The organism is Anaerolineae bacterium, from assembly GCA_014360855.1.
Classification (GTDB): domain Bacteria; phylum Chloroflexota; class Anaerolineae; order JACIWP01; family JACIWP01; genus JACIWP01.
Genome location: JACIWP010000362.1, coordinates 1 through 2531, shown reverse-complemented (window position 1 = coordinate 2531; position 2531 = coordinate 1). Strand labels below are relative to the sequence as shown.

The 2531-nt window shown below is 60.3% G+C and carries 3 protein-coding genes; all 3 read left to right on the top strand.

Going from position 1 to position 2531, the window contains the following annotated elements; translation table 11 throughout:
- Nucleotides 1-446 precede the first annotated feature (446 nt).
- Nucleotides 447-854: an FHA domain-containing protein gene (locus H5T60_14000; protein MBC7243545.1), complete on the top strand. Its 408-nt coding sequence runs from the start codon at nt 447-449 to the stop codon at nt 852-854.
- A 97-nt stretch (nt 855-951) separates the two neighbouring features.
- Nucleotides 952-2046, top strand: coding sequence for a CPBP family intramembrane metalloprotease (locus tag H5T60_13995; protein MBC7243544.1), 1095 nt, complete (start codon nt 952-954; stop codon nt 2044-2046).
- An 85-nt stretch (nt 2047-2131) separates the two neighbouring features.
- Nucleotides 2132-2531: MBL fold metallo-hydrolase (locus tag H5T60_13990; protein ID MBC7243543.1), on the top strand; the 400-nt coding region annotated here is incomplete at its 3' end.

The following is a 2531-nucleotide window of genomic DNA, read 5'->3' as shown; positions in this document are numbered from 1 at the left end:
TCCCTGCATGATGTTGCGCAGTGTTATGCTGTGTTATCAAGGGTTTCATTATCTATCCCACCTATCCCGTATTATTGTAACACGATATGGGGCGGAATAGCAAGTCAAAATGCGCTGTTTCAGGTAGTCCTTATTTCCTATATTAGCTGTGATGCCGCACGCCGGCAACCCTCCCCAAGGGGATTATTGTCAAGTCTCCTCATGCAAACTATACCATGTTGTTCAGATGGTCGTCAAGAGGGCGGGCAGGAAAGCACGAAAGATTACATTAAAAATCTTCGGCCTGCTTCGAATAGTACCATTGTGCCTATTGACAGGGGTGGACGCGGATGGTACAATCGGGCTGGAAGTGCACGAGAATGAGGCGGCAGTACATGCTGTACTGCTAAGGTGATGGGAACAGGGTAAGGCTCTAGTACGAAACCTGGGCGACAGGGGCGGAGAAGATGCGACTGCGCATTCGCAGAGGACCAGGCGCCGGCACCACTATCGAATGTGAACGAGTCCGCTTTTCCATCGGGCGCTCGCGTGCGAACGATATCTCTCTGCTGGGCGATTGGCGGGTATCTCGCCGGCACTGCGAAATCCTGCGCCAGGGCTGGCACTGGATATTGGTGGATGTCGGGAGCACCAACGGCACCTGCCTAAACGGCCGGCGCGTCAGCGGGCCGACAGTGCTTCGCCACGGGGACGTGATCACCTTGGGGGAGAGCGAGATCGAGGTGCTGATGGCCGGCGAGGAGTTTGCCGGCCATGGAAATCCGCTTCGCCGGGCTTTCGGCACTGCCGCCCTCGTCGGTATAGCTGTGCTCGACCTCGCCGGCCTCCTGCTGGCTCTGCAGGTCTGGCGCTGAACGATCGGCTGTCTGCGGCTATGCATTCATACCCTGAACCTCCGCAGTGGGAAGGGGGTTCAGGGTTCTTCGCGCTTGAACCATAGGGAGGTTTCTCATGGAAACGCCGTCCGTTGGGGGTGGGGTGCGCTGGCGCCAGGTGGGGATATTCCTGGGCCTGACCTTTACGCTAACGTGGGGGCTGAACCTCCTGTTGTGGCAGACGGTCGGGTATGGGGCCAGCCAGCCGGCCATCATGATGCTCCAGCTTCAGATGCTCCTGCCGGCGTTCTCCGCCATCCTCTGCGCGCTGTTCCTCTTCCGCGATCATCCGCTCTTCCAGGCGCGCCGGCGCGGTGAGCGCGCTTGTTGGGTTTTCTATCTATTTATCGCCTACACGCTGGCCCATACCGCGACCACGCTGATCGCGTTGTTCAGCTATGATTTCATCGTGCTGAACATCAATGCTATCGTCAGCCAGGCAGTGGGGCTTGCGGCACTGCTGGCGGTGCTGGTCATGCGTTTGGTGATGGGGAAGGAGGCGTTCGCGCGCGTGGGGCTGGCCGGCGGCCGGCCGCGCTACTGGCTCATCTTTGGGGCCGGCTTCGTCGCGTTCTACGGCCTGCAAACCGTGCTGAATATGCTCTTCCGGCTGGGGCAGGCGGTAGATATCACGGCGCTGGTAGGGGGCGGCGTGCCACTGCCGGCGCCCCTGCTGTGGCTCATCGTCGTACTGCAGTCAGTGGTGCTGGGGCCGTTCCTCGGCCTCCTGTTCGCTTTTGGCGAGGAATTCGGCTGGCGAGGATACCTGCAGTCGGAACTGCTCCGGCTGGGAAAGGTGCGCGCCATGCTGGTCATCGGCGTCATCTGGGGCATCTGGCATGCGCCGGTGATTGCCATGGGGCATAATTACCCCGGCTACCCGGCCGCCGGCATCTTGCTCATGACCGCCTACTGCATAGGGCTGGCGGTCGTCCTGGGCTATGCGGTGTTGAAGTCGGGGAGCGTGTGGCTGGCGGCCTTCCTGCATGCGGTGAACAATCAGGCGGCTTCCTTTTTCCTGGCAGCGGTCTACCGGCCCCATCATCCCATTTTCTCCTTTGGCGCCGGCCTGTACGGCGTCCTGTGCGTGTGGCTTGCGGCAGTGCTCATCATCCTCCTGGACCCCATTTGGCGTGAAACGGCCGTCGAAAATGTAGGGAATCGCCCTTGAAATGTGATGCGGCCCATGTTACAATAAGGGCGATGCCCGGTGGGGGCAGGTAAGATCGCTGACCGAAGAAAAGGAGGATACGTCCATGTTTGTCCATAAGATGACCGAGCGTGTGTGGCAGTTGCCGGCTGTGCACTGGAACCGCCGGCTGTTCGACGCGCTGATCCCTCTGCCGGACGGCACCAGCTATAATGCCTACTTCATCAATGGTTCGGAGAAGCGGGTGCTCATTGATGCGGCGGACCCCGCGCTGGAGGAGGGGTTTCTGGAGGCACTGGCCGGCCTGCCGGCGGTGGATTATATCATCTCCAACCATGCGGAGCAGGACCATTCCGGCATCCTGCCGAAACTGCTGGAGCGCTATCCGGGGGCGCGCATCCTGGCGACCCCCAAAGCCAAACCGATGCTGGTCAACCTGCTCCATATTCCGGAGGAAACCATCCAGACGGTGGAGGACGGTGAGACCCTTTCCCTGGGGGATGTGA

What these genes read in the sequence shown, in the direction of transcription:
- H5T60_13995 (MBC7243544.1), top strand. Translation starts at nt 952, where the DNA reads ATGGAAACGCCGTCCGTTGGGGGTGGGGTGCGCTGGCGCCAGGTGGGG.
- H5T60_14000 (MBC7243545.1), top strand. Translation starts at nt 447, where the DNA reads ATGCGACTGCGCATTCGCAGAGGACCAGGCGCCGGCACCACTATCGAA.